General features: G+C 35.4%; 30 protein-coding genes, 2 tRNA genes and 1 pseudogene. 30 read left to right on the forward strand and 3 right to left on the reverse strand.

Annotation, left to right across the window (positions count from 1 at the left end; genetic code table 11):
- Positions 1-48: 48 nt before the first annotated feature.
- The 21 genes from GXX20_06950 (at position 49) to GXX20_07050 (ending at position 19,023) form a co-directional block, all read left to right on the forward strand.
- Positions 49-1,620, forward strand: coding sequence for a phosphomannomutase/phosphoglucomutase (locus GXX20_06950; GenBank protein HHW31396.1), 1,572 nt, complete (start codon positions 49-51; stop codon positions 1,618-1,620).
- Between the two features lie 43 nt (positions 1,621-1,663).
- Entirely contained in the window at positions 1,664-2,674 is a 1,011-nt protein-coding gene (locus GXX20_06955) for a Gfo/Idh/MocA family oxidoreductase (protein ID HHW31397.1), read from the forward strand.
- 154 nt (positions 2,675-2,828) lie between these two features.
- Positions 2,829-3,482: a L,D-transpeptidase family protein gene (locus GXX20_06960; protein HHW31398.1), complete on the forward strand. Its 654-nt coding sequence runs from the start codon at positions 2,829-2,831 to the stop codon at positions 3,480-3,482.
- Positions 3,483-3,823: 341 nt separating this feature from the next.
- Positions 3,824-5,047: an MFS transporter gene (locus tag GXX20_06965; protein ID HHW31399.1), complete on the forward strand. Its 1,224-nt coding sequence runs from the start codon at positions 3,824-3,826 to the stop codon at positions 5,045-5,047.
- A gap of 13 nt (positions 5,048-5,060) precedes the next feature.
- Entirely contained in the window at positions 5,061-5,372 is a 312-nt protein-coding gene (locus GXX20_06970; GenBank protein HHW31400.1) for a hypothetical protein, read from the forward strand.
- Positions 5,373-5,382: 10 nt separating this feature from the next.
- Positions 5,383-6,429, forward strand: coding sequence for a V-type ATPase subunit (locus tag GXX20_06975; GenBank protein HHW31401.1), 1,047 nt, complete (start codon positions 5,383-5,385; stop codon positions 6,427-6,429).
- A 17-nt stretch (positions 6,430-6,446) separates the two neighbouring features.
- The gene (locus GXX20_06980) at positions 6,447-8,372 is read left to right on the forward strand and encodes a V-type ATP synthase subunit I (protein ID HHW31402.1); all 1,926 of its coding nucleotides are present in this window, start codon (positions 6,447-6,449) and stop codon (positions 8,370-8,372) included.
- 26 nt (positions 8,373-8,398) lie between these two features.
- Complete coding sequence (locus GXX20_06985; GenBank protein HHW31403.1) at positions 8,399-8,824, forward strand: ATPase; 426 nt, start codon at positions 8,399-8,401, stop codon at positions 8,822-8,824.
- A gap of 1 nt (position 8,825) precedes the next feature.
- Positions 8,826-9,134, forward strand: a complete 309-nt coding sequence (locus GXX20_06990) for an ATP synthase subunit F (protein ID HHW31404.1) — start codon at positions 8,826-8,828, stop codon at positions 9,132-9,134.
- Between the two features lie 10 nt (positions 9,135-9,144).
- The gene (locus GXX20_06995) at positions 9,145-9,762 is read left to right on the forward strand and encodes a hypothetical protein (protein ID HHW31405.1); all 618 of its coding nucleotides are present in this window, start codon (positions 9,145-9,147) and stop codon (positions 9,760-9,762) included.
- 63 nt (positions 9,763-9,825) lie between these two features.
- The gene (locus GXX20_07000) at positions 9,826-11,568 is read left to right on the forward strand and encodes a V-type ATP synthase subunit A (protein ID HHW31406.1); all 1,743 of its coding nucleotides are present in this window, start codon (positions 9,826-9,828) and stop codon (positions 11,566-11,568) included.
- A gap of 49 nt (positions 11,569-11,617) precedes the next feature.
- A complete protein-coding gene (locus tag GXX20_07005; protein ID HHW31407.1) occupies positions 11,618-13,000 on the forward strand; it encodes a V-type ATP synthase subunit B in 1,383 nt (460 codons plus the stop codon).
- A gap of 127 nt (positions 13,001-13,127) precedes the next feature.
- Positions 13,128-13,748: a V-type ATP synthase subunit D gene (locus tag GXX20_07010; protein HHW31408.1), complete on the forward strand. Its 621-nt coding sequence runs from the start codon at positions 13,128-13,130 to the stop codon at positions 13,746-13,748.
- A gap of 196 nt (positions 13,749-13,944) precedes the next feature.
- Positions 13,945-15,528, forward strand: coding sequence for a polysaccharide biosynthesis protein (locus GXX20_07015; protein HHW31409.1), 1,584 nt, complete (start codon positions 13,945-13,947; stop codon positions 15,526-15,528).
- Positions 15,529-15,590: 62 nt separating this feature from the next.
- The gene (gene mazG, locus GXX20_07020; GenBank protein HHW31410.1) at positions 15,591-16,391 is read left to right on the forward strand and encodes a nucleoside triphosphate pyrophosphohydrolase; all 801 of its coding nucleotides are present in this window, start codon (positions 15,591-15,593) and stop codon (positions 16,389-16,391) included.
- Between the two features lie 27 nt (positions 16,392-16,418).
- Positions 16,419-16,694 carry an HU family DNA-binding protein gene (locus GXX20_07025; protein HHW31411.1) on the forward strand — a complete coding sequence of 92 codons (276 nt, stop codon included), beginning with the start codon at positions 16,419-16,421 and terminating at the stop codon, positions 16,692-16,694.
- Positions 16,695-16,733: 39 nt separating this feature from the next.
- Complete coding sequence (locus tag GXX20_07030; GenBank protein HHW31412.1) at positions 16,734-16,973, forward strand: RNA-binding S4 domain-containing protein; 240 nt, start codon at positions 16,734-16,736, stop codon at positions 16,971-16,973.
- Positions 16,974-17,094: 121 nt separating this feature from the next.
- Positions 17,095-17,424 carry a sporulation protein YabP gene (yabP, locus tag GXX20_07035; protein HHW31413.1) on the forward strand — a complete coding sequence of 110 codons (330 nt, stop codon included), beginning with the start codon at positions 17,095-17,097 and terminating at the stop codon, positions 17,422-17,424.
- A gap of 30 nt (positions 17,425-17,454) precedes the next feature.
- Positions 17,455-17,964, forward strand: a complete 510-nt coding sequence (gene yabQ, locus GXX20_07040; GenBank protein ID HHW31414.1) for a spore cortex biosynthesis protein YabQ — start codon at positions 17,455-17,457, stop codon at positions 17,962-17,964.
- Between the two features lie 106 nt (positions 17,965-18,070).
- Positions 18,071-18,349 carry a septum formation initiator family protein gene (locus GXX20_07045; GenBank protein ID HHW31415.1) on the forward strand — a complete coding sequence of 93 codons (279 nt, stop codon included), beginning with the start codon at positions 18,071-18,073 and terminating at the stop codon, positions 18,347-18,349.
- A gap of 248 nt (positions 18,350-18,597) precedes the next feature.
- Positions 18,598-19,023: a S1 RNA-binding domain-containing protein gene (locus GXX20_07050; GenBank protein HHW31416.1), complete on the forward strand. Its 426-nt coding sequence runs from the start codon at positions 18,598-18,600 to the stop codon at positions 19,021-19,023.
- A gap of 156 nt (positions 19,024-19,179) precedes the next feature.
- On the opposite strand, the gene GXX20_07055 is transcribed toward GXX20_07050, so the two are convergent.
- On the reverse strand, positions 19,180-19,782 hold the full coding sequence (locus GXX20_07055) for a 50S ribosomal protein L25 (protein HHW31417.1): 603 nt from the start codon (positions 19,780-19,782) through the stop codon (positions 19,180-19,182).
- 351 nt (positions 19,783-20,133) lie between these two features.
- Here GXX20_07055 and GXX20_07060 point away from each other — a divergent pair, with 351 nt between their 5' ends.
- The 9 genes and pseudogenes from GXX20_07060 to GXX20_07100 all read left to right on the forward strand — a co-directional run bounded on the left by GXX20_07060 (position 20,134) and on the right by GXX20_07100 (position 24,826).
- Positions 20,134-20,607 (forward strand): hypothetical protein, encoded by a 474-nt coding sequence (locus GXX20_07060; GenBank protein ID HHW31418.1) that lies wholly within the window; start codon positions 20,134-20,136, stop codon positions 20,605-20,607.
- Positions 20,608-20,610: 3 nt separating this feature from the next.
- Positions 20,611-21,057, forward strand: a complete 447-nt coding sequence (locus GXX20_07065; protein HHW31419.1) for a hypothetical protein — start codon at positions 20,611-20,613, stop codon at positions 21,055-21,057.
- A 245-nt stretch (positions 21,058-21,302) separates the two neighbouring features.
- Positions 21,303-21,391: transfer RNA gene (locus tag GXX20_07070), tRNA-Leu, on the forward strand.
- Between the two features lie 101 nt (positions 21,392-21,492).
- Positions 21,493-21,569, forward strand: a tRNA-Met gene (locus tag GXX20_07075).
- Between the two features lie 315 nt (positions 21,570-21,884).
- On the forward strand, positions 21,885-22,142 hold the full coding sequence (locus GXX20_07080) for a hypothetical protein (protein HHW31420.1): 258 nt from the start codon (positions 21,885-21,887) through the stop codon (positions 22,140-22,142).
- A 24-nt stretch (positions 22,143-22,166) separates the two neighbouring features.
- Positions 22,167-22,244, forward strand: a pseudogene (locus GXX20_07085) (IS607 family transposase).
- A gap of 694 nt (positions 22,245-22,938) precedes the next feature.
- The gene (locus tag GXX20_07090; protein ID HHW31421.1) at positions 22,939-23,736 is read left to right on the forward strand and encodes an SEC-C domain-containing protein; all 798 of its coding nucleotides are present in this window, start codon (positions 22,939-22,941) and stop codon (positions 23,734-23,736) included.
- 100 nt (positions 23,737-23,836) lie between these two features.
- Complete coding sequence (locus tag GXX20_07095; GenBank protein HHW31422.1) at positions 23,837-24,088, forward strand: hypothetical protein; 252 nt, start codon at positions 23,837-23,839, stop codon at positions 24,086-24,088.
- 42 nt (positions 24,089-24,130) lie between these two features.
- Positions 24,131-24,826 carry a hypothetical protein gene (locus GXX20_07100; GenBank protein HHW31423.1) on the forward strand — a complete coding sequence of 232 codons (696 nt, stop codon included), beginning with the start codon at positions 24,131-24,133 and terminating at the stop codon, positions 24,824-24,826.
- 185 nt (positions 24,827-25,011) lie between these two features.
- On the opposite strand, the gene GXX20_07105 is transcribed toward GXX20_07100, so the two are convergent.
- Positions 25,012-25,299 (reverse strand): hypothetical protein, encoded by a 288-nt coding sequence (locus tag GXX20_07105; protein ID HHW31424.1) that lies wholly within the window; start codon positions 25,297-25,299, stop codon positions 25,012-25,014.
- A 226-nt stretch (positions 25,300-25,525) separates the two neighbouring features.
- The gene (locus GXX20_07110; GenBank protein ID HHW31425.1) at positions 25,526-25,825 is read right to left on the reverse strand and encodes a hypothetical protein; all 300 of its coding nucleotides are present in this window, start codon (positions 25,823-25,825) and stop codon (positions 25,526-25,528) included.
- Between the last annotated feature and the right edge of the window lie 298 nt (positions 25,826-26,123).

Genomic DNA, 26,123 nt, shown 5'->3' on the forward strand with positions numbered 1-26,123 from the left:
AAACTTAAAAAACTGAATGAAATAAGAAAGAAATAAGAACAAGAAAAAATGAACAAGAGAAATTACAGGAGGTTGAGACAGGTGTTAAGCCAGGAATGGAAAGAATTACAAAATGGAAGTGATATACGAGGAGTTGCTTTGGAGGGTGTTGAAGGAGAGAAGGTTAACCTTACTCCGGAAAAATGCAGAAGAATTGCCTGTGCTTTCGGTATATGGCTTTCAAGGAATAAAGGCAAGGGTTTACAGGACTTGCGGGTTTCTATTGGAAATGATTCAAGGTTATCTGCCCAGTCACTCAGAGAGGCAGCAATTGAAGGTTTGACTGGCATGGGTATAAAAGTTTTTAATTTTGGATTATCTTCTACTCCGGCGATGTTTATGTCCACTATTTTTGAGGGATACCAGTATGATGGTGCAATAATGCTTACAGCAAGCCATCTTCCCTTTAACAGAAATGGAATGAAATTCTTTACCCGGGAGGGAGGCCTTGAAAAACAAGATATTACTGCTATTTTGGAGTTGGCAGAGACAGAAGAGTTTCCGGAGGCAAAATTTAAAGGGACTGTTCAGGAAGTGGATTTTATATCAGTTTATGCAAAAGACCTGGTGGAGAAAATCCGGAAAGGCGCGAATGACCCTGAGAATTATGAGCAGCCATTAAAAGGACTACGGATTATAGTTGATGCAGGAAATGGCGCCGGAGGTTTTTTTGCGAGTAAAGTTCTTGAGCCATTAGGAGCAGATACCAAAGGGAGCCAGTTCCTTGAACCTGACGGTTCATTCCCGAATCATATACCAAACCCTGAAGATAAAAAAGCAATTGAATCTATAAAAGAGGCAGTCCTTAAAAATAAGGCCGATTTTGGAATAATTTTTGATACAGATGTAGACAGGGCAGGAGCGGTAGATAAAAACGGAAAAGAAATCAACAGGAACAGAATTATTGCCCTAATGGCTTCTATCGTCCTTGAAGAGCATCCGTCCTCTGTGATTGTTACCGATTCAATAACTTCTGACGAATTAAAAGTTTTCATTGAAGAAAAACTGGGAGGAATACACCATAGATTTAAAAGAGGATACAAAAATGTTATTAATGAAGCTATAAGACTAAACAATGAGGGCAAAGAATGCCATTTGGCAATAGAAACTTCAGGCCATGGTGCTCTTAAGGAAAACTATTTCCTTGATGATGGTGCATATCTTATTGCGAAAATACTTATTAAAATATCAAAGCTCAAGAGAATAGGAAAAACTGTGGATATTCTGCTGGAAGAGCTGGAGGAACCTGCAGAAGCAAAAGAGTTCAGAATGAATATATTAGAAAAAGATTTTAAAACTTATGGCAATAAAATAATCGAAGATTTAACTAAATATGCTGATGAGAAAGAAGGCTGGATGCCTGCCGCGGAAAATTATGAAGGAATAAGGGTTTCTTTTGGGAAAAATGAAGGAGATGGATGGTTCCTGCTAAGAATGTCTTTACATGATCCCTTAATGCCTCTGAATATTGAATCCAGGGTTTCCGGAGGAATAAAGACCATAGCTTCCAAACTGGTTCCATTTTTAAGTAATTATTCACAATTGGACATAATTCCACTAAAAAAATATTTGAATGAATAACCTGATTTTTTCTTCCTTTAAATTAATAATGGGGGTGCTGCGTGTGAAGAGGTTAGGAATTATTGGTACCGGGATAATAGCTCATGAGAATTATAAAGGTATTGAGCAGACAGGCAAGGCTGAGGTCGTTGCCCTTTGCAACAGAACATACAGTAAGGGAGTGGACTTTGCCAATAAATACGGCCTTAAATGTCCGGTATATTCCGATTACCGTAAGATGGTAGATGAAGTGAAACCTGATATTGTCTTAATAAATACACCTCATGACCTGCATGAAGAGATGTTTATTTATTGTGCGGACAGGAAAATTGACATAATAATTGAAAAACCTCTTTCGGATACCGCAGCATCTTCTGAAGCTATTGTAGAATCTGCAAATAAAAATGGTATTAAGGCAGCAGTATGCCATACTCAGAGATTTAATACAGCTTTTATTACAGCAAAGAAATTTATTAAAAATAATAATCTGGGTAAATTGATAGCCATTAGCGACTTTATTACATACAATTACTTCTGGGAAGGAAGGCCGGAGTGGTTTCTTGAGCCTGCAAGGGCCGGAGGAGGAATTGTAATGAACTATGGAGTCCACCAGTTTGACAGGGTACATTATATGGCTGAAGGAAAAACGGTAAGCCTTTTTGCCCATATTGACTGGGAGAAAGAAGGAATTGCCGTGGACAGCTCCTACCAGATAATGGGTATAATGGATAACGGAGTGACCTATACAATTGCTTGTACAGGATATACAGGACCATTTGCCAACGGAATGGAGCTGCGTTTTACAGGTGGTATCTTAAGGGTGTATCTTTGCGATACCGGCATAGAATCCTATGGCGTGTATTATGGTGATAATAATTTTAAAAACTTTGTGAAACTTCCTCTGGTTGAGAGTGAAAACAGACCGTATTATAATGAGATGAAAGCCATAATGGATTACATGGAGGGAAGCACAGAGGAAACTCCTGTAAGCGTTGAATATGCTGCCCAAATGGTAAAGTTGGTAGAGGCAGCCAAAATGTCACATGAGCGGCAAGTTTCAATTAATACATTATAAATTTCAACTCGTATAAATTATTATTTTCCTTCATATATTTACTAAGTGAAATATATGGAGGAGAGGAACTTTGGCAAGCAGGATAATTATATTCTCAAAAAGGAATATATTATTAATTAATATTATAATTTTTGTATTGGCATGTACTCAGATAATGCTGGATCTAAAGTATTCTGAAGACTTAAGGCATACTGATTTAGAGCAGGAAACCAACAGTGTTCTTAAAGAAAAAGGATACTGTATATTTATTGAGATCGAAGACAAACGGTTATACCTTCTTTATGACGGAAAATGTATCAAAGAATATGTGATAGCTACAGGGAAGTCTGGATTGCCCTCTCCCATTGGATATTGGAAGATAATACAAAAGGCAGACTGGGGAGAAGGTTTCGGTGGAAGATGGATGGGTCTAAATGTTCCCTGGGGAATGTACGGTATACATGGAACCATATATAGTGAATCTATAGGAAGCGCATCCAGCCATGGATGCATAAGAATGTATAATAAAGATGTTGCTGAACTTTACAGCATTGTTCCCCATGGTACTCCCGTGGTAATAGTCAACGGTTCTTTTGGCCCTTTTGGAAGAGGTTTTGATGACATAAACCCTGGAGACAGGGGAGCTGATGTGAGAGCCATACAAATAAGGCTTAAACAATTAGGATATTTTAATGGTTATGCTTCAGGCATTTATGAAGATGATTTAAAATATGCCCTTCACAGATTTCAGAAGGATAAAGGCCTGGAGGTGAAGAATACCATATCAAGAGAAGACTGGCTTGAAATGGGATTTATGGAATTTGAATAGAGTGTCCTCTAAAAATATATATTTCTTTTATAGCTTTTTCTTCTGATATTCTTTTTTTATATGCTTGTTATTTTCATTATAAGCTATTTCATGAATTTATTTTCAAATCTGTTTTCACATTTTTTGATAAAAAATTGCCAAATAATAAGAAATATGTTTTAACAAACAGGACAACAGATTATTTTTATTTATTATTACTAAAAATATGCAAAGATCTTACTTGAAAATAAAACTAATTAGGCATAAAATATTTTAACGTTCATTTTGTGAACATGTTTTTTATTATTTACATGAAAATAAAGCGAATAATAAATGTTGAAAAAAATAAAGGATATAAATATATGACAAAAAAAATAATAAAAAAATCTATAGAAAAAAATAGATATCCCTATGAATTTTTGCTGATGTACGCAATTTACTTTGGAGGAAGTGCCGCCTTCTCACCATATATTCCTTTGTATTTGAAAGAGATTGGCCTTACTCAGGTTCTTATTGGGATATTGTTTGCCATAGGTCCGCTGGTAGCCATGCTAAGCCAGCCGGTCTGGGGGATTGTTGGAGACAGGTCAAAATCAAAGAACAGGGTTCTCTTAATTTTATTGGCAGGAGCTGCAGTTTCAATAATCATTTTTCCAGTTTCAACCGCAGTATGGTATGTGTTTTTTGCATATATTATGTTTACTTTTTTTAATTCTTCCATTAATCCGCTTATTGATACAATTGCCCTTGAAGGGATTGAAAAAACCAAGTGGAAATTTGGTCCAATAAGAATGGGAGGAGTATACGGCTATTCTTTAGTAGCTATATTGTCCGGAATAGTATTGAAGAACAATTTAAGCTGGATGTTTTTAATATATGCCATAATTTTAATGTTAAATTTTGCCATGGTTTTTAAACTTCCTGTAGTTGAGGGACACCAGCATGGAGATAAAAAAGTATCACTCTGGGTGCTTTTAAAGAATAAGAGACTTGTGCTAATGCTTGCTTTTGGACTTATAATCCAGTCAACATTAGGCTTTTACTTCAGCTTTTTTTCAATTTATTTTGAAGAGTTGGGAGGAGACAGCGCTCTTCTGGGATGGGCAATGAGTGTATCGGCTTTAGCAGAAATACCTTTTTTAATGTTTGCAGATAAGATTGTTAATAAACTGGGTATTATAAAAACAATGACACTTGCTTCCATTGTAACTTCAGCAAGATGGGTGGTGTTTTTCTTCCTAAATTCTGCCATGCAGGCAGTTTTTGTTAACCTTTTGCATGGATTTACCTATATTGTGGTAATTTATTGTATGGCAATATATATCAATGAGAATGTACAAAAGGAGCTGAGGGCTTCAGGTCAGGCTCTTAACGGAGTTGTGACGGTAGGCATTTCAAGAATAATTGGAAGTGTGATAGGAGGCTATTTCAGCGATATTGTAGGTTTAAGGGAAATGTTCTTATATTGTTCAGTATTTGGATTTATTGCAACGCTGGTAATCAATTATTTGTTCCTCAGAATAAATAAAGTATCAAAAGCAAGCTTTGCTGCGGAATTTCAGTGTAGTACGGATATCATGGCATAAGGGAGAGGATTGGATGGAAAGCATAATTAAAAGAGTAATAGAAAGTGAATATAGAGCTCAGAGACTAATTGATGATGCCAAGGAAGAAAGCAAAAAAATGCTTATTAAAGCTGAAGAAGACATAAAAAAAATTGAGCAGGATATGTTGGAATCAGTAAAAAAAAGAATTAAGGAAATAAAGATTGAAAAGCAAAAACAAGCATCTGAGCAGGTGGAGAAAATACGTTCCGAAACTGAAAGAAAATGTGAAGCTATGCATTCGAAGTTCAACAAAAATAAAAATAAATGGGTGCAAGAAATTCTGCAGGAAATTATAAGTAGGTGAAAGTGTGGCTTTGGCACTGTTAAATTATATTTCGACTAATACAAAAGCAAGGGTATTATATGGCAGGCTGCTGTCTATGGAGGACTATAATAACCTGCTTGAGAAAAGAACTGTCCGCGAAGTGGCAGCTTATCTTAAAAAGCATACATATTGTAAAGAAATATTCGGCCAGGTAAACGAAAATAATATTCATAGGAGCGAACTGGAGGTATTACTTAAGGTTTCACTTTATGATGATTTTGCAAAACTGCTTAAGCATTTAAGAGGTAATGCTAAAAAATATCTGCAGGCGGCTTTTTTAAGGCATGAAATCGAAGACTTAAAAGTACTTCTCAGGAGAGTAAGTGTACAAAAATCGGGAAGTAATCCTGACTACCTTCTGAGCTTTCTGAATGATTTAAGTTCTCTTGACTATTATAAGCTTGCAGGCTCAAAAGATATTACAGAGTTTATATACAATTTAAGGGATACTCAGTATTATAGGGCTCTTCGCACTTTTGCAGATAATAAGGAACGCCAAAATCTTTTTGATATGGAAAAGGCCCTTGATCTCCATTATTATTCGAACATTATGGACCTGAAAAACAAATTGTTGGGCAGTTCTGATAACAAGGCTGTTACCAGAATATATGGCACAGAAATTGATATTATGAATCTGATGCTTATATACAGGTGTAAGAAGCTTTTCAATCTTCCAAAAGAACTGACCTTAAATCGTATAGTTCCTTATTGGTGCTATTTAAGCAGAAAAAAACTTGTAGAATTAGCTGAATGCAGGGATGTCCAGGAATTTAGAGAATCGGTTTCAAATACAAGGTACTCTTTTATTTTTAAGGTAGAGAAAGAGCAATTGTGGGAAATAAATGCAAAAACTTACTTATATAATTTTTACAGAAGAATATTGAAAAGAGGAAAATTTTCAATGGGATCGATAATAGCCTATATACATCTTAAAGAGTTTGATATTAGTAATATAATTACGATAATTGAAGGAGTAAGATATCAATTGCCCCCTGAAGAAATAAAAAGTTATTTGATTGGTATTAAAGGGCAATAAAAAGCGAGGTGATATTATTGTCAATATTAAAAATGAAATTTATAAGCATAGTGGGGAAAAGGGAGTTCTTTAACGACTTTGTTACAAAATATATTATTAACAGCGGAATACAATTGGAAAATGCCATGTTGTTTCTTGATGGAATCAAGGGATTGTCGCACTATGTAGATGAAGATTATTATAGCGATATATTGAAGCAAAGCACCAACCTTTTAGAACGTATGGGAATTAAAGCAGAAAGAAGCATTATAAAGGTTTCAGAAGCCTGTGAAGAGAGGTATAAGTCGCTGTCTTTGGAAGAAATCAGCCAGGAGCTTGCAGAGCTTGAGAATGAACTTAATGGTTACAGTGAAAAGATAGAAAAAATTAATGAGAAGCTGAAACAGTATACCCATATGAAAAAGCAGCTGGAGCTGTTGTCTAGTTATGATATAGATGTTGATCTGTATACTTTTTTTAATTTTAAATTTATAAAATTCCGGTTTGGTAGAATATCGAGAAAGCTATATCAGCAGTTGCAGCTATATCTTGAAGATCTCCAGGTAATTGCCTTACCAATATCACAGGATAAAGATTATGTGTGGATGATTTATTTTACTCCAGAAACATATAGTGAAAGAATTGATGGGATTTTTTCCTCTTTACATTTTGAAAGAATCTGGCTGCCGGGAGAGTTTAAAGGGACTCCGGCTGAGGCCTTGATTCAGTTACAAGAAAAAATTGAGGCTTACCAGAAAGAACTTGAAAGTACCAGGGAAAAGATAAAGAATTTTAATGATACAAATAAAGAAAAAGTCTTATGTATACATGATATGGCAGTAAAATTAAACCGTATAGTAGAAGTAAGGAAATATGCCGCATATACAAAAGAATCTTTTTATCTGACAGGTTGGATACCTGAAGATGAACTGGAGGTTCTTAAACCTGTTCTGGATAAATTGAAAGATATAACATTTATTGAGAGAGAACCGGAAGCAATTTCCGAATCCCAGCCGCCAACTCAACTGAAAAACAACAGGCTCATAAAACCTTTTGAAACCCTGGTGAAAATGTATGGGCTTCCGTCCTACAATGAAGTAGATCCTTCATTCTTTATAGCTGCAACATATTTTATAATGTTCGGCTTCATGTTTGGAGATGTGGGACAAGGACTTATACTCCTTGCAGCAGGCTTATTTGCATTAAAACGGGGGGTATCTTTGGGAGGAGTGGCTGCAGGAGTTGGTATTTCTTCTATAATTTTTGGATTTGTATATGGAAGTGTATTTGGTTTTGAGGATTGGCTTCCTGTAAGACTAATAAGTCCTATGGAAGACACCAATACAATGTTGGTTATAGGCGTGATCATTGGTGTACTCATGATGACAATTGCTATGGGGATTAATATTGTAAATGGCATTAGAAGGAAGAATTTTTCTAAAATCTTTCTTGATCGAAACGGTGTTGCAGGATTTTGCTTTTACTGGATTATATTATTGACTGTTTTGTATTATGTTTTAAAGCAAAAACTGCCCTTTTCCACAGGAATTTTGTTGATATTATTGATACTTCCAATTTTAGCCATGATTTTTAAAGAACCTTTAGAAGAATATATTCATAACAGAAAGATTTCTGTTGAAGGAAAAGGCATGTTTCTTGTGGAGGCATTCTTTGAAATGTTTGATACTGTATTGTCCTTTATGAGCAATACTATATCTTTTATAAGGTTAAGCGCTTTTGCGTTAAACCATATCGGACTGTTTATGGCTGTCAGGATACTTGCGGAAATGTCCAGGGGTTCAGGAAAGGTAGTTACCATTATAATAGGCAATATAATAATTATTGGACTGGAAGGATTGATTGTGGCCATCCAGGCTCTCAGGCTTGAATATTATGAATTATTCAGCAGATTTTTTACAGGTGGCGGGAGAATCTACGAGCCAATAAAGGATAAGACTTATTAAAAAGTATTTTCAGGAGGGACAGTATTATGGGTTTTATATTAACAACAACTATTTTTCTAGTATTATCTGTTATAGGAATGGGATTATATTGTATTAAAAAAGGTATTTCAGGCAAATCCGGAAAAAGAATACTGGGAATTAATATTTTGAGTGTCTTCGGGCTGCTGGTTATTACTACTGTTTTAGTTTTTTCAGGAACAGTATTTGCACAGGGAGAAGAAGCTGCAGCGGCCGGAGAGGTAAATGGGCTGGGACTTTTAGCGGCTGCTTTGTCAACCGGGCTTGCCACAATAGGCGCGGGAATTGCTGTTGCAGTTTCAGCTTCTGCAGCGCTGGGAGCAATAAGTGAAGATTCCAGCCTTCTTGGTAAAACCTTGATATTCGTCGGGCTGGCTGAAGGTATTGCTATTTATGGATTAATAGTATCAATTCTTATTTTGGGAAGGTTGTAAAATGAGATTATTTTTGATTAGTGACAATATTGATACCAAAATGGGAATGCGGTTAGCGGGAATAGAAGGTGTTGTGGTACACCAAAAGGAAGAAGTTATAGAAGCACTGGAAAAAGCCCTGCAGGAAAAAGACATTGGCATAATTATGATAACTGAAAAACTTGCAGGTCTTATACCTGAACGTATTAAGAATATGAAAATTGATACCAGTCTTCCATTAATCATCGAAATACCTGACAGACATGGCACCAGCAGGCCTCGGGACTCTATAACCAGGTATGTTAAAGAGTCTATTGGTTTAAAGATATGAGGTGATTTTTTTGAATACTTTTGAAAAAAAACTACGGCATTTCAATAAGGTTATCTTAAGAGATGCAAATAGCATAAGAGATGAAATACTAAAACGTACCAGCGAAGATATTGAGAAGCAAAAAGAACGCAGGCGAAATGAAATGCAGGCGTTGGCTGAAGAAACCCTAAAAAAAGAAATCAGCAAGGCAGAAAAGGAAAAAAACTATGCTATTTCAAAAGCTATTATTGAAAGCAGGCAAAAATTAATGAAAACCAGGGACGAAGTTATCGAACAGGTTTTTGAGCAGGTAATGGTGAAGCTTTATGATTTCATTCAGGGAGATGATTATTATACTTTTCTGGCTGGCTTGATCAGAGAATCCTGCACAATAGCAGGGCAAGGTGAATTATTAGTTTATATTACTTCACGGGACATGGAAAAATACAAAGACAGAATTGATGAATTATCAAAGTCAATGCCTTATACACCTGTATTTCATGAAGCAGAAGAAGATATTATCGGAGGATGCAGAGTAATAAACAAGACCTTGAATATTGTAGTGGATAATACAATAATAAGAAAGCTTAATGAATCACGGGAAAAATTTTTTGAATCCTCTGGTCTTATAATGAGTGAAGTAATATGATTCGAATTGGTTAAAGTGGGTGAATTGAAGTTGATTTTAAATAATAAAACCGGTAGCGGTACTATATGCAGAATTAACGGCCCTGTTGTTAAGGCTGCAAATGCTGCAGAGTTTAGAATGCATGAAACAGTTTTAGTAGGAGAGATGAAGCTGATAGGCGAAGTTATAGGCCTTGATGAGGACATAGCTACTATTCAGGTATATGAAGTAACTACAGGCCTTAAGACAGGGGAACCTGTTGTTCCCACAGGAAAGCCATTGTCTGTTACGCTTGCACCAGGGTTAATAGGAAATATTTTTGATGGAATAGGAAGGCCTTTAATTATCCTTGAAGAGAAATCAGGGAGTTTTATTGCCAGGGGAATAGATGTTGAACAGCTAAATACAGATATTAAATGGCCTGTTAGAATTCTTGTGAAACCTGGAGATAGAATTTTTGAAGGTATGATCATTGCTGAAGTAAATGAAACTTCTCTTATAAAACACAAGGTCCTTGCGCCTGTACATGTTGAAGGTACGGTGATGGAAACAGTCCCTGATGGTGAGTATACTATACAGGATGTTCTGATGAAAGTATCTTCTGCTTCAGGTAAGATACATGAAATAAAGATGGCTCAGGAGTGGCCTGTCAGGAAACCAAGGCCTTACAGGGACAGGCTCCCTATTGACGAGCCTCTGATAACCGGCCAGCGGGTAATCGATACATTTTTCCCCATAGGAAAGGGCGGAGCAGCAGCTATCCCGGGCAGCTTTGGAACCGGAAAGACCATGACCCAGCATCAGCTTGCGAAATGGTCCAATGCAGATATTATTGTCTATATCGGCTGCGGTGAAAGGGGAAACGAAATGACAGAAGTGTTGGAGGATTTTCCTAAACTAATAGATCCTAAATCAGGGAGACCTCTTATGGAAAGGACCATATTGATTGCCAATACTTCTAATATGCCTGTCGCTGCAAGGGAAGCTTCTATATATACCGGAATTACCATTGCTGAATATTACAGGGATATGGGATATGACGTGGCTGTAATGGCTGATTCTACTTCAAGATGGGCGGAAGCATTAAGGGAAATATCCGGAAGACTTGAAGAAATGCCTGCAGAGGAAGGATTCCCGGCTTACTTGTCTTCCAGATTGTCTGAATTTTATGAGCGTGCAGGAAAAACAGAGAATTTATGTGGATTTCCAGGTTCAGTTACCATAATTGGTGCTGTGTCGCCTCAAGGAGGAGATTTTTCTGAGCCGGTAACCCAGAATACCCGCCGGTATACAAGGTGTTTCTGGGCACTGGACAGGCAGCTTGCTTATTCAAGACATTATCCTGCCATTAACTGGTTGTCCAGCTATAGTGAATATACTGCTTCATTAAGTGAGTGGTACGAGAAAAATATAAACCCCCTTTTCGACAACCATAGGAAACAGATGATGGGGATTCTTCAAGAAGAAAGCAGGCTTATAGAGATAGTCAAGTTAATAGGAAGTGACATTTTGCCGGATGAACAAAAACTAATACTTGAAATTGGCAGGGTTATCAGGCTTGGTTTTCTACAACAGGTTGCATCTCATTCTGTGGATACATATGTTCCAATGGCAAAACAGTTTGCTATGATGGATGTTATTTTGTATTTGTACAACCAGGTAAATGATATAGTAAAAGAAGGAACTCCTGTTTCCATAATTAAGGGAACGGGAATTTTTGAAGAAATAATTAATATGAAATATACAATCGGTAATGAAGAACCTGATAAATTTAGTGATTTAAAAGAAAAGATACGCAGGGTGCTGCTGGAAATTAAGCAAATATAACTAAGCAAACTAAACGGACAAGGTAAGTTTGCTGCAAGGAGGTAAAATCGTGGCTGTTGAATTTTTGGGTTTGAAAAATATAAATGGTCCATTGCTTGTAATTGAGGGATTAAAGGGAGCTTCATATGAAGAATTGGTTGAAGTTGTAATTGATGGTAAGGATACCCGCCTTGGCAGGATTATGGATATATCTGATGACGTAGCTGTTATACAGGTTTTTGAAGGAACTTCTGAAATATCTTTAAAGAATACAAGCATTAGACTAAAAGGGCATCCTTTGGAAATTCCTTTATCCGGTGAGATTTTAGGAAGAACCTTTGATGGTTTGGGACGGCCTATTGATGGCCTGGGAAAAGTGTATCCAAAAGTACGCCGTGATGTTAATGGTACTCCTATGAATCCCGTATCCAGGAAATATCCCAAAGATTATATAGAAACAGGTATCTCTGCTATAGATGGACTTACTACTCTTATCAGGGGACAGAAATTGCCGGTTTTTTCAGGTAACGGCCTTCCTCATAATGAACTTGCAGTTCAGATTGTACGCCAGGCTAAGCTACCGAGAGAAAAAAACAGCGGTTTTGCTATAGTATTTGCTGCAATGGGAGTTAAACATGATGTTGCTGAATATTTCAGAAAATCCTTCGAACAAAGTGGAGTGCTTGAAAGGGTGGTAATGTTTTTAAACCTTGCCAGTGATCCTCCTGTAGAAAGAATAGTTACACCACGATGTGCCCTTACAGCAGCAGAATATCTGGCTTTTGAAATGGGAATGCACATACTGGTTATACTTACTGATATGACGGCATACTCTGAGGCTTTAAGAGAAATATCATCTACAAAAGGCGAAATACCCAGCAGAAAAGGGTTTCCCGGCTATATGTACAGTGATTTGGCTTCTATATATGAAAGAGCAGGAATGCTTAAGGATAGGGAAGGTTCTATTACTCAGATACCAATATTAACTCTTCCTAATGATGATATTACTCATCCTGTACCTGATCTTACAGGTTATATAACTGAAGGACAAATTGTTCTGGACAGAGGGCTATACCAGAGCGGCATTTATCCTCCGATTTCAGTACTTCCATCTCTTTCCAGACTGATGAAAAGCGGAATAGGGGAAGGATATACCAGAGAAGACCATGCTTCCTGTGCAACCCAGTTATTTGCCTCTTATGCGAGAGTCCATGAAGTAAGAGCTCTTGCATCGGTTATCGGGGAGGAAGAATTAAATAATACTGACAAGCTTTACATGGAATTTGGAAAACGTTTTGAAAGAGAATTTATTTCCCAGGGATTTGATGAAGACAGAACCATCGAGCAAACCCTTGATTTGGGGTGGAAACTCCTTGGAATTTTGCCGGAAAGTGAACTTGACAGGGTGGACAGGGGAATACTTGAAAAATACTACAAGCCAAAAGAGAGATAGGGGGCAGGGACAGAGGGACACTCCTTTACTTTTATGGAACATAAGTAAAGGAGTGTCCCTCTACCACAGCACCTCCTGCTCGAGAAAGGAGTGTCCCTATACCTTAGTACCTTAGAAAGGAGTTAAAATGGACGTTTCAACCTTTCCTACTAAATCTAATCTTATATGTGCAATTAGAAAACTTGAGCTTTCAAAGCAAGGTTATAGCTTGCTGGACAAGAAGAGGAACATCCTGATAAATGAAATGATGTCACTTATAGAAAAGGCGGAGGAAATACAATCCAGTATAGATAGTACCTTCAGTAATGCATATAGGGCTTTGCAAAGGGCAAATGTTTCACTTGGAGCCAGTACAGTCCAGCAAGTAGGTTATTCCATACCTGAAGAAACTAATGTAGAAATAAGACTGAGAAGTGTAATGGGAGTTGAAATACCAAAAGTAATAATTAAAGAACATAATGCTGCACCTGTCAGTTATAGTTTTTTCGGAACTAATTACTTTTTTGATGAAGCTTACGAAAATTTTAACCGTGTAAAAAAACTCACTATAGAGTTAGCAGAAATTGAAAATACTATTTGCAGGCTGGCAGATCATATAAAAAAGACTCAGAAAAGGGCAAATGCACTAAAAAGTATAATAATACCCAGATATCAGTCGCTGGTAAAATTCATACAAGATTCCATTGAAGAAAAGGAACGAGAGGAATTTACCAGACTTCATGTGATAAAAGAAAGAAATAGCAAGTAACATTTTTATACTTAAGCAATTTATCATTAATTTTACCACCCTGTAGATTTCTGTTTAATAAAATACTTGAAAATGCAACCATCCTCATATTTAAACCTGAGAGGGGCATATAATAAGATGTGGGGGAATACCACTCCCGTGCCGGGAATGTCCTCAACAATAATATTGATCATCAATAATATTGAGGAGCAGAAAGTTGAAAAGAAAACAATCCTTTTTTATGGGGGTAATTCTTCTTGCCTCGGCAGGTATTATCGTAAAGTTGCTGGGTTTCGTCTATAGAGTTGCACTTACCAACCTCCCAGGTTATGGAGATGAAGGCAATGGTATATATGGAGCCGGTTTTCAAGTATATCTTCTCCTTTACGCTTTTTGCTCTACAGGTTTTTCATCTGCCATTTCAAAGATGATTGCTGAGAGGATGGCAGTGGGCAATTGGAGAGCAGCCCATAAAGTATTCAAAGTTGGTTTCTGGCTTCTTTTCATGACAGGTTTGGTATGTTCTACCTTATTTTTTACTAGTGCAGAATATATTGCAAACCTTATTTCTAATCCCAGAGCCTTTTTCACTATGGCTGCACTTTCACCGACAATATTTTTTGTATCAGTCATGTCTGCACTTAAGGGATATTTCCAGGGAATGCAGAATATGGCTCCTCTGGCAGTGTCTCAGATTCTTGAGCAGATGGTAAAAACAGTAGTTGCCATTTTCCTGGCCTACCTGCTTATACCTCATGGGGCAGAAATAGCCGCGGCAGGTGCAACTGCAGGTACTACAATTGGGGCTGCAGCAGGAGCATCTTATCTATGGGGCCTGTATTATATTAAAAAAAGAGAGCTTTGGACGAATATAAGGAATTTTTCTATCAGAAAAAAGAGTGAATCAATATTACATATAATAAAGAATATTATTAAAATATCCTTTCCCATTTCTCTGGGCGCCATAGTTATGACTGCTGCAAATATAATTGACTTGGCAACGGTAATGAGGTTGCTGGAGAAGGCAGGTATGGACAATGATACTGCAAACAGGCTGTATGGCATATTAACAGGAAAGTGCTATGTTCTAACAAATTTTCCTGTATCTATAACAATGGCTCTTTCCACAAGCCTTGTTCCTGCGATAGCGTGGGCAGTAGCGAAGAAGGACCTGAAGTCAGCTTCAGAAAAAATAATTGCGGCAGTAAGATTAACATTAATAATCTGTCTGCCTTCCTCCGTGGGCATGGCAATACTATCTAAACCAATACTGCTGATGTTATTCCCAAGTTCAAGTGATGGTGCGTATCTTCTATCAGCCAGCGCTTCAGTTATAGTTTTTATAGGACTAACACAGATTATGTCAGGTGTGCTTCAAGGCTTAGGAAAGCCTTATATTCCTACAATAGGGCTTTTCGCAGGAGCGTTGGTTAAGTTGTCTGTAAATTATTATCTTATGCCTGTGCCATCCATAAATATAAAGGGTGCTGTATACGGAACTCTTGCATGCTACATTGTTTCTACACTAATATGTATTATAGGACTAATTTTTAATTTCAGGTTGAATCTGGATACAAGAAACTCTATAATTAAACCAATGATTGCAGCTGCTTTGATGGGTATTGCAACATATTATACATACTTCTGCCTGTATGATGTAACAGGCAGCAATACAGTAGCTGCAATAATTTCCATATTAATATCTGCATGTGTGTTTTTTATACTTTTATTTGTTTTTGGTGCCTTGAATAAAAAGGATTTATCAAGGATATCTTTTGGAAATAATATAGCGAGACGGTAAAAATTTACCGCTGTGTTAAAACCAGACTGATAAAGAATGGAAAATAACAAGGAGATGAAAAAATGCTTAAGGATAAATATACATTTTCCGACTTGAAGGAAATAATGGCTTTGCTCAGGAGTGAAAAAGGATGTCCCTGGGATAGGGAGCAAACTCATGAAAGTCTCAAAAAATACCTGATAGAAGAAACCTATGAAGTACTTGAAGCTATAGATTTAAATGATAAGAAAAAGGTATGCGAGGAATTGGGAGATCTGCTTCTTCAGATTGTATTCCATGCCCAAATAGGAGCTGAAGAGGGCACTTTTAATATGGATGATGTTATTACCGGCATATGCCGTAAAATGATATTAAGACATACCCATGTTTTTGGACATGCCAAGGCAGATACGCCAGAAGAAGTTATTGAGAATTGGGAGAGCATAAAGAAGAAAGAAAAGGGTATAACTAACCATACCGGAATACTGAAAGATGTACCTGCCAATCTTCCTGCCCTTATGAGAAGTTATAAGGTGCAACAAAAAGCAGCTCAGGTAGGTTTTGACTGGGATAATATAGAAGATGTTTTTGCAAAGGTTGATGAAGAAATACAGGAGCTGAAGGATGTATATAAAAGTAAAAATGTGGAAAGAATAACAGATGAGACAGGAGATGTATTATTTGCACTTGTAAATCTGGCAAGGTTTCTTAATGTCCAGCCTGAACTTGCCTTAACAAAGACAATAAATAAGTTCATTAACAGGTTTGAATATATTGAAAAAGAAAGTGTCAGGATGGGTAAAAAACTTGAGGATATGAACCTTGCTGAGATGGACAAGTTATGGAATGAGGCAAAAGTACATATTTCCGGTGATACCAAATAAATATTCTATAGAAAGGAAGGAATGTGTATGAATAAAGCTGAATTAGTAGCAAAAATGGCTGAAAAGAGCCAGATGTCTAAAAAAGATGCTGAGAAAGCACTTAATGCTTTTATGGAAAGTGTGCAGGAAGCCCTTAGCAAAAACGATAAAGTACAGCTTGTTGGTTTTGGTACTTTTGAGGTAAGGCATAGGGCTGCAAGAAAGGGAAGAAATCCCCAGACTAAAGAAGAAATTATTATACAAGCTACAAAAGTACCTGTTTTCAGGGTTGGTAAAGCTTTGAAGGAGGCAGTTCATAAATAATCCTGACAACCTTGAATTATTTACAAGGGGGATATTAAAGTGAGGATAGATAAATATTTAAAAGTATCAAGACTTATAAAAAGACGTACGTTAGCTAATGAAGCCTGTGAAAATGGCCGGGTAAAAATTAATGGAAAAATTGCCAAACCCGGCTCGGAAGTTAAAGTCGGAGATATTGTAGAGATACAATTTGGAAGTGGTACGGTTAAGGTAAGAGTTAATTCGGTATCTGAACATGTTACTAAAGATGAGGCAAAGGAGATGTATACAAACTTATAAGGATACTTCAGATGCCTCGGTAAAGATATTTGCTAATATGTTTTTACAAAGTAAAAAAATGGCCTCAATTTATAATATAGAGGTCATTTTTTTGTGTCTGCATACATATCTATTAATGGACATGGTTTTACATACAAAAAAGTCGGAAGGAGGATTAAAAGTGGCTGATGAAAAAAAGATAGTGAAAGCAAAGGCACAGAATCTGATACTGGAAAACAGAGAAAAGCTAAGCATAACAGGCGTTATTGATGTGGAGAGTTTTAATGATGAATGTGTAGTAATAGATACTGAACTTGGAATACTGATAATAAGAGGGGAAGATTTAAGAATCAACAAGCTAAATATTGATAATTCAGAACTGAATATTGAAGGAGATATATATTTATTAGAATACAGTGACAAGGACGGTTCAAGGTCTAAAGGCGGTTTCTTCGGGAAAATGTTCAGGTAAAATGTTTTGTGAGGGGCCGGTGATTATTAATTGCCAATTCCAGTTAGCATCCAGGCACTTATATTTCTATATTCAGTTGCCGGAGGAATAGCAATAGCCTTTGTTTATGATATCTTCAGAATTAAGAGAAAGACTGTAAAAACAAGTAATTTCATTACCTATGTTGAGGATATTATATATTGGCTAATAGTAGCTTTAATAATGTTTGTTGTTCTATACTATGGAAATGAAGGGGAAATAAGAGGATACATTTTCATAGGTGCAATAATAGGTGTAATACTTTATGCATTGCTTCTCAGCAGAATTATTATGAAAATACTTCTTACGACAATAAAAATATTGGGTATTATTATAAGGGAAACATGGAGAGTCATATCTTATCCTTTTAAAATAATATTCAGAATACTGAGGATCCCTGCAAGATTTCTATTAAGGCAATCCAAAAAAATTTTCCGGAAGGCAAGAAAATTGGGACGAAAAGGGGCAGATAAGGCAGCTCTTTGGAAAAGAATTTTCAGAAACACTTTAAAAAAAATATGATATTAATATAGAAGGAATTATCATTTTTATATAGAATATTAAACACCAGATAATAAAGGTTTGTTATGAAATATACTTTAAGCACATATATCAGGAGTGCATTAAAATGAGCAAAAGAAAAAAACCAATGCTATCTTTAATATTGGTTACGGGCTTTTTTATATACTTTATTATTACGCTGATAGAGCAGCAAAGAATAATTAATTTTAAAAATAATGAGGCAAAGAATATTCGTGCAAAAATTCAATCAGAGATGCAGTTAAATGAAGAACTAAAGAAGTTTAAGGAGAATCTTTACAGTGATGAGTACATAGAAAAAATTGCCCGTGAAAAATTAGGAATGGTTAAACCAGGCGAAAAGATATTTTTTGATATTGATAAATAACTTTTGGCAGTATATTTTAATATATTAATATAGATAATTTTTAATAATAAAAGTTTAAATTATATTGATGTAAAAAAATGGATGGTCTCTTTATGGAAACCTTCCCAAATATGCCGAAATGGTTTAAAAAGGTTTGGGAATCCTTATATTAGGTGCTTGACGAAATATTAGGCATGCTATATAATCAAATTACTTTATAAACATAAAGAGACGGTTCATAAGCATAATTAAGGAGGATTTTTTATTTTATGCTGCTCGAAGTAGATAAAATAGTTGAAGGGAAAGTTTCCGGTATTACGAATTTCGGAGCCTTCATTCAACTACCTGGTGGGAAAACAGGGTTAGTGCATATCTCTGAGATTGCTGAGGAATATGTGAAAGACATTAAGACACATCTAAAAGAAAATCAAACAGTAAAAGTTAAAATTTTATCGGTAGACAGTAATGGAAAGATAAGCTTATCCATCAAGAAAGCCTTACCAAGTACTCCAAAGGTCAAATCAAGCAGGCCAGTAGAAATTGACTGGACCAAACCCACTTCTGAAGACCTATCTTTTGAAGATCGGTTGGCTAAGTTCATGAAGGATAGTGATGAAAAACTTCAAGACTTAAGAAAAAGTTTTGAATCTAAGAGAGGTAGCGGTAGTTATAGAAGGTCTGCACAATTTTATTAATTCTCTCACTGTTATATTAATATCGTTAATATTTTAAAAAAGGTTAATATAAAAACCTGCTGTATTTGTATAAGAAAAACAGGTGAAGATTGTTTATTCCCCACCTGTTAGTTCTTAAGTCAGGTTCAAGCTGCTCTTTTTTTGGGATAGACATTTCTATTCTTCAGGAGTATTTTCTTCTTCTGGTGTTTCAGATTCTGCTGTTTCAGATTTAGCAACTATAATTGATAACACTATTTGTTCAGGTTCGGTTAAAAGAGTAACTGATTCAGGCAGTTTTAAATCACCAGCAGTTAATGCCTGGCCGGGAATTAAGTTGGAAATATCTGCTTCAATATATTGAGGTGTGTCCTGGGGCAAACATTCTATTTCAACGCTATTTATTTGTTGTGCTACCACTCCTCCTGCTCTTTCAACGGATTCCCTGCCTATAACTCTGATTGGGACTTCACTACGTACCTTTTCATTCATAGAAACTTGATGAAGATCTATGCTAAGGTATTCGTCTTTCAGTATGCCATATTGAATTTCCTTAATCAGAGCAGGAACACTCTCGCCATTTTCAAATGTAGCTGTGATTAATGATGTTTTACCATGTGCAGATAATAAAGTTCTTAAATCAGAAGCTTTTACTTTAATGGACCTGGATCCTATCCCTTTTCCATAAATAACTCCAGGCACATAACCTTCTCTACGTAATTTATTGGCTTTATTACTGGCATCATTAAGCCTTTCTTCAAGCTTTAAAGTAATTGCCATAAGCATACCTCCTATTCTATTACTTTAATAGCTTATTGCATACTGAAAAACTTATCCTAAATAATTTTACCATAACAGAACAAATTTTGTATAACTTACTATATATTATTACCAACAGTTGAACACTCATTATCAAAATTATGGACAAAAAATGGTACAATTATAGCAAAATAATAATATAAATTTTGATACATTGGAAATATTTATAAAAAATGAATTAAATGCCTTAAAATTCATATATATTTATGTATATTGATTAAGCAATAGTATAAAGATATAATATTTATTGTAAGCAGGCAATCAGATTGTGCATATTGAAGATTAAATATTAAAACGGGAGGAGTTCTAGGGATGGCTAAAGAAATAATGGATAGGAGGGCCTCTGACAACAAGTATCTGCACAGGGATTTCCATAATTTTATGAACCTTGGTATAAATTATGTGCAGGAACTTTACGGAGAAGAAGGAGTACGGGAGTATCTGAGGGATTTTGCAATGGCTTTCTATGCTCCTTTAAAAGAAGACATCAAAAAAAGAGGGCTTGCGGCAATAAAAGACCATTATGAAAAAATATATGCAATTGAGGAAGCTTCAAATGATGTAGAATTTACACTTTCTGAGGATGAATTAATCATAAAAGTAAATAAATGTCCGGCTGTAACACATATAAGAAGCTGCGGAATTGAAATGGCGCCATTATATTATGAAACCTTTAAGACCACCAATGAAGTTATTTGTGAAGGAAGCCCATTTGCTTATGAGTTGGTGGAATACGATAAAGATACCGGAAGATCTTTGGAACGTTTTTATAGGAAGGAGAAATGATATATGATATCATGTACTGAATTTATACCGGCATATAGCGAGCTTTTTAAATTCCTGGAAAAAAAGGGAGGAAAAGAAGCTGTAATTGCTTATTGGGAGTACATCGCAAAGAATGGGCTGAATAATTTAAGGGACCTTGTTAAAGAAAATGGTATTCGCGGATGCTTTATGTATTGGTCACATACTTTGAATGAAGAAGCTGCCGATTTTACAATGACCCTTGATGAAGAAGAAGGTACTTTTAGAATTGATATGCATTATTGTCCCTCAAAAGGAAGATTGCTGGAGTTTAAACATATAGAACCATATCGTGATTATTGTGAACATTGTGATTTACTGTATCGGCGTGTTCTTGAGCCTATGGGATACAAGTATGACTATGATATGAGCCAGGTAGATAAGGCAAAATGCAGCCTTAAAGTTACAAAATTAAATTCTCAGCAGGAATAAGGACTTATAGGAAAATTGTAAAATAAGAATTTATTAATAAATTCTGAGCAGAGACAGGATATTAATAACCAGAAAAAGTCTCTGCTTCTTCGTTTTTTGATTAACTTAATGAACGAGAGGAAAAATGCAAGACTATTCTCGGCAGAACAGTTAAAGCCGGGATATTCCAGGTAAACTTGTCAACAATTGAGTAAAAATAACACTTGACAGCTAAGGATAATAGTGTTACTATATTAGAGCAATGCGCCGGAGTGGCGGAACTGGCAGACGCACAGGACTTAAAATCCTGCGGTCCGTGAGGGCTGTACCGGTTCGAGTCCGGTTTCCGGCACCAATTGCATTCAATCATTATAAATATATTAAAAGCACTTGATATTTAAGTGCTTTTATGTTATTATAAATGATGTGGCTTTTAAATTGAATATTATTATATATCGCGGGGTGGAGCAGTACGGTAGCTCGTCGGGCTCATAACCCGAAGGTCGTGGGTTCAAATCCCTCCCCCGCAACCAAAATTTACAAAAAGTAGCTAAAATCATTAAGATTTTAGCTACTTTTTTACTACATTATGTCTATATCTGTACGCAGTCTCAGCAAATTTATCATACATTGACAAATAATAACATTAACAATAGAATAAAATCGCAGATTTAATATAAACGTGATGGTAAGAAGTTAACAATGGGTTTTTCAATACATGATAATGTTAATTAATTTCTTTTTTATATTAGGAAGAAGCTCTATGGAGAAGAAAATATTATACACGACTTCATTTGAAGATATAATTGAATCAATTTCAAATATCTGTAATTGTAGTGAAACTGAATATGAAGGTTGTAAAGGAGATTGAGGAATCTACGGATCCAAATAGCAGGTGGCCTTATATAATAACATTGGAATGGGAAATCGGACCGAAGCAGGGGATAACCTTTGCAGATGCCGGCCTTGATATTCGTCCAAGGGTAGGGGATACCCTTTATGCTATTACTTATGACAAAGCAAAAGAAATTATTGACCTCTTAAATGACCAACCTGACCTACCAAAGAGTACTATTGAATTTTTGGCAAACGAGTATAAAGAATAGGTTTGCTGGGAGAAAATTGTATATATGATATCAAAAGACGTATTAAAAGTATTGAAAATAACCAGACCCACACTTACGAAGTATGTAAAAGACGGCATAATTTGAAATTCCGTATTCAGACTGGATGGACACACCTCATTTTGTGTACAAGCTGAGCTCTGGGTTTACTCCAAACAAAATAGTCAAGACCGGTACTATTTATAAAAACGGCAGAGTCTGGTGTATGTTGGACACCTTGTTTATCTGCGATACTATTTCAGAAGCTCGGTATGAAACAAAGAGAAGACTACAACAGTAGTTTATACATGCACAGATAGATTTCTGATAACGATGTTAACGAAAGCAATGTAAGGACTACGTAATTAATGGTATTTACTTTCTTTATTACATGCATTGTTAAATGAGGGTGATGATTACATGAGAAATAGTACACAAGTAACGAAGAATCAGCGCTATGTTCCATGTTGTGTACTTAAGTTTTTAAAGAATCAGATGAAGCCTTTAAGAAAAAGAAAAAGCGGATATTTCATGTAATCCACAAGAAAAATAAGATTTTTCCATCAACAATAAATGATGTGATGTCAGCTCAATTGTTTTATGAACATGGTAAGCTCCAGAATAATGAAATTGAAAAAAGACTTAAGAAGTTTGAAGCATGGTACAATAAAAAACATGGATAAATGATAACATTAATTGAAGAATACGAAGCGGGGAAAGTAAAATTCAGTAAAGTAAGGCACAAGCTTTCAATTTGATTGAGCCAATGATTAAAATGCATTTAAGAAGTGGCGCAATAATGTATGAACTTAACTATTGGCAAGAAAGAAACCACTCGAATTATAGTTTATTCCGGATGCTTGACAGGTTATTAAATCATAATTATTCTATTAGATTTGCTAATGCACTTATCAATTTTCATGAATTCTTTATAATAAAAAGTTCTAGTAAAAATTTTATAATATCGGATCAATTCATAGCAACAGCTTCACTTTCCTTTAAAGCACATTTTATGAATGCTACAAATCGAACAATTGGGTTAAGAGACGTTATAGTATTTTTACCTTTGTCAAAGGTATATTACATTTGTTTTTATAACGGAAACAAGCCCACATATATTAAAGAAAATCAGCTTAAGCAATTAACAATTGACCAAACAAATGAAGTTAATAGCGTTATAATGAATAATTCATATATGCAAACAGCAGGGCCAACTTATGATACGCTAGATAGAGCTCTACAGAAATTTAAAGATGATGAACCTACCGCTATCTATTATGGTGGCGGCAAGGTAAGTGGTGGAGTGGAACGCCGCAAAGAGGTTTTCTATTATGATAGAGATAGGTTAATATATGACTTTGTGGTATCAGCGTTTGATTATCATCGATTTTTTGGAGTTAAAAAAAGTGAACCTTGTCCATGTGGAAGTGGAAACTCGTTTGGAGAGTGTTGCAGGTTTAAAGTGAGACAATTTGACAAGTTTTTGGAGAGGGTAAAGCTGCAGAGTGAGAATAAATATTATGACCCTTATGGCATTCCGGATTGTGATTTTCATCAAGAAAATATAATTGAATATCATACTAGAAACAGAGATTAATTACATTATATTGCAGATAATTTTCATAACAAATTATAATTGACTAATCAGTTACTAATTAGTATAGCATGAGTATCTTATAAGATGAGGAGGCATTTTCATGGCACAAACAAGAGTTGTGGTATTAAACGAAACTAAAAAAGGGAATCCCGGTGAATGGACACTTTGTTTCCAATATTGTCGTTATGAGTATGAAGATGGGACTGAGGAAAATGGTTATAGGTTTATCTGGCAACGGCCGGATGGAACTTTACAAGCAGCAAGAGGCCAGTCGCGGATACCGTCTATCGCTGATATCCTTTTGTTGGTGAGTGAGGCGATTAAAGGTGGATGGGGAAATCATTGTGAGTAACTTTTAAAAGGTATAGAATAGACGATAGGGGGGTCTGAGGTCATGAAGCTATTGTCTGAAGGTATAATTGAAAAGTATCTTATTAAGTATATAAACAACAAATGGACAAGCATGCAACTGGAAGATTTTCAATATCCAGGGAGAAGATTTCCGTTTGTTATTGAAGAAGCAGTTTTAAATACTGCTCTTACCGGAAGCATCTTCCAATATATGCATGATAATAACGATTATTCTTCTACATTGGTATCTGAAGCGAAGGTTAAACGGACAGGAGATAGAAACGGTCGATGTGACATCATTTGGTATTCCGGTGACACAGTACACTATATTGAGCTTAAAAGTGTATTTTTATATGATACAGCTGAAGAAAATCTAAATAAAGCCTTGTATTTTCTTAATGAAGCAGTTGAGCAAGCATATTCAATTGTTCCAAAGGACATGTTTAAAGATGGCGTGACAGAAAATGAACGTTGGTATGGATACACCCCTAAACACCGATATGGATTTGTGGGTGGGTTTATATTCTCTGAGATAAATAATAGAGATAAGAGCTTCATCAATTATCAGAAATTACTTAATAATGATAAATTAGTAATCGGAAGCAGCATTAAACCAATTGTTTATGAAAACCAGTTTACAGGTGAACCTTTAGACATTTCGTATTACAGGCAAGAAGGCCAAAAAGTAACTATTAAATCAGATGGTTATTTCTTTATATGTGCAGAGTTTGAAATCTGAGATACAATGGAGAGAAGGTGATTGAATAATTGGGTTGAGAATGTAATTTCATAATTTTTCACACAGACCTTTATTCTAATCCATCCATACATTTTTTGCATACATTTTTTGCCTTTATATTCTTTTACATCTCTTGCCTCACCACAAAATATGCAACTGGATTATATTTTTTAGAACTATATGGATTATTGTTTTTGTCTAAGCAATTTAACACATCCCAATATTACGAACATGAATCCCAGAAGCATAAAAACAACATAGACCACAGGAATTATCGGATGACCCCAAGGACCAATATATGAAGTGTCTCTTCCACTTTCTTCAAGCAATTGCCAAAGCAAATACATTGACAAACCAGAGCACACAGATGTAAAAATTCCAAATATTATACTTATCAAAGGTTTATCTTTCATAGCGATGGCAGAAATACAAAAACATGTGAAAGCAAAAAAAGCGAACATAATAGCTTCCATAACTATCCCTCTACCACAGTTGATATTTTAGCGGCTTCCTTCATGCAGTTTTTGCATACAGTCTTATTCCTATAAGTTCCAACATATCTTGCCTCACCGCAAAATACTCAACCTGGATAATATTTTTCAGTATAATGTTATTTCCATCTATAAATATTTATAAAGGGTCATTTATTGCATAAAAAGTCTCTTCTAGTTTCTAGCAGTGGATTTTTGTCATTTTCGACTATGGCAAATACTTTATAATTTTAATAGTACTAATAATATTAAATATTATGCCGATAGCTCCTAATATTGACCAAAATATCATCAGCCATTTTATTATATTGATTGATGACAATAATGATGATAAATAATACTTGTTTATATCCAGCAAATCATTTATCCCTGATGCAGTCTTTATCCTAGTATGGAGTATAATGTCTTCATTGGATATGTCGCTTGTATTGACATTAGGATAACTTCCTTCGTAAATTCCATTATTTTTTATGTAGTCATCAATAATTATTTTGAGTTTACGGTTCATATCGGTACCTCACTTTTTGCTTATATCATTTGTTTATATCATATAACAAAATTTTACATATAACAATAATAGGGAAGAATGTATTTAAAAGGTTTTATTTTTGACAACTATTTGACTACTATAAACGCAAAATAGAGGTCAAAAATGCTAAAAAATAAAACGTGCTACAAAATATAATGATACCAGAAATTAAGACAGACAAAACGGCCAAAATAAGTTAGTATGGAACTATGGAAAAGAGAAGAAATTTTACACCGGAAGAAAAAGCAAAAATAGTGATTGAGGTCTTAAGGGAAGA

The organism is Clostridiaceae bacterium (assembly GCA_012840395.1).
Classification (GTDB): Bacteria; Bacillota; Clostridia; order Acetivibrionales; family DULL01; genus DULL01.

What these genes read in the sequence shown, in the direction of transcription:
- GXX20_07110 (HHW31425.1), bottom strand. Translation starts at nt 25,825, where the DNA reads ATGAACCGTAAACTCAAAATAATTATTGATGACTACATAAAAAATAAT.
- GXX20_07080 (HHW31420.1), top strand. Translation starts at nt 21,885, where the DNA reads ATGAAGGTTGTAAAGGAGATTGAGGAATCTACGGATCCAAATAGCAGG.
- GXX20_06965 (HHW31399.1), top strand. Translation starts at nt 3,824, where the DNA reads ATGACAAAAAAAATAATAAAAAAATCTATAGAAAAAAATAGATATCCC.
- GXX20_06990 (HHW31404.1), top strand. Translation starts at nt 8,826, where the DNA reads ATGAGATTATTTTTGATTAGTGACAATATTGATACCAAAATGGGAATG.
- GXX20_07090 (HHW31421.1), top strand. Translation starts at nt 22,939, where the DNA reads ATGTATGAACTTAACTATTGGCAAGAAAGAAACCACTCGAATTATAGT.
- GXX20_07055 (HHW31417.1), bottom strand. Translation starts at nt 19,782, where the DNA reads ATGGCAATTACTTTAAAGCTTGAAGAAAGGCTTAATGATGCCAGTAAT.
- GXX20_06950 (HHW31396.1), top strand. Translation starts at nt 49, where the DNA reads ATGAACAAGAGAAATTACAGGAGGTTGAGACAGGTGTTAAGCCAGGAA.
- GXX20_07050 (HHW31416.1), top strand. Translation starts at nt 18,598, where the DNA reads ATGCTGCTCGAAGTAGATAAAATAGTTGAAGGGAAAGTTTCCGGTATT.
- yabP (HHW31413.1), top strand. Translation starts at nt 17,095, where the DNA reads ATGGTTTTACATACAAAAAAGTCGGAAGGAGGATTAAAAGTGGCTGAT.
- GXX20_07095 (HHW31422.1), top strand. Translation starts at nt 23,837, where the DNA reads ATGGCACAAACAAGAGTTGTGGTATTAAACGAAACTAAAAAAGGGAAT.
- GXX20_07100 (HHW31423.1), top strand. Translation starts at nt 24,131, where the DNA reads ATGAAGCTATTGTCTGAAGGTATAATTGAAAAGTATCTTATTAAGTAT.
- mazG (HHW31410.1), top strand. Translation starts at nt 15,591, where the DNA reads ATGCTTAAGGATAAATATACATTTTCCGACTTGAAGGAAATAATGGCT.
- GXX20_07045 (HHW31415.1), top strand. Translation starts at nt 18,071, where the DNA reads ATGAGCAAAAGAAAAAAACCAATGCTATCTTTAATATTGGTTACGGGC.
- GXX20_06960 (HHW31398.1), top strand. Translation starts at nt 2,829, where the DNA reads ATGCTGGATCTAAAGTATTCTGAAGACTTAAGGCATACTGATTTAGAG.
- GXX20_07105 (HHW31424.1), bottom strand. Translation starts at nt 25,299, where the DNA reads ATGGAAGCTATTATGTTCGCTTTTTTTGCTTTCACATGTTTTTGTATT.
- GXX20_07025 (HHW31411.1), top strand. Translation starts at nt 16,419, where the DNA reads ATGAATAAAGCTGAATTAGTAGCAAAAATGGCTGAAAAGAGCCAGATG.
- GXX20_07065 (HHW31419.1), top strand. Translation starts at nt 20,611, where the DNA reads ATGATATCATGTACTGAATTTATACCGGCATATAGCGAGCTTTTTAAA.
- GXX20_06985 (HHW31403.1), top strand. Translation starts at nt 8,399, where the DNA reads ATGGGTTTTATATTAACAACAACTATTTTTCTAGTATTATCTGTTATA.
- GXX20_07010 (HHW31408.1), top strand. Translation starts at nt 13,128, where the DNA reads ATGGACGTTTCAACCTTTCCTACTAAATCTAATCTTATATGTGCAATT.
- GXX20_07060 (HHW31418.1), top strand. Translation starts at nt 20,134, where the DNA reads ATGGCTAAAGAAATAATGGATAGGAGGGCCTCTGACAACAAGTATCTG.
- GXX20_06970 (HHW31400.1), top strand. Translation starts at nt 5,061, where the DNA reads ATGGAAAGCATAATTAAAAGAGTAATAGAAAGTGAATATAGAGCTCAG.